Source organism: Thermus sp. FJN-A (assembly GCF_054655095.1).
In genome coordinates, this window is the sequence record NZ_BAAHSC010000014.1 from 1 (window position 1) to 251 (window position 251).

1 pseudogene is annotated in these 251 nt (G+C 71.7%); it reads left to right on the top strand.

From position 1 onward, the window contains the following. A pseudogene (locus ACYQ0J_RS00065) lies at nucleotides 1–251 on the top strand (ATP-binding protein); the annotation flags it as partial.

The window sequence follows — 251 nt, forward strand, 5'->3', positions numbered from 1 at the left end:
TCCGGGTGGATGGGGGGGGGGGGGGGAGGGACCTCGAGGCCGACCTCAAGGCCTGGCAGAGGCGCTACCCGGGGAACGAGGAGAAGGCGAGGAGCCTCCTCAAGGCCCTCAAGCGCCCCGAAGGGGTGAACCCCGTCACCCTCGTCGTGGACGACGCCACGGGCCTCACCCCCAGTGTGGTCCCCTGGCTGGTGGCCTTCGCCGAGGTGGCCACCCTGGTCCTGGCCGTCCACCCGGAGACCCTAAGGAAG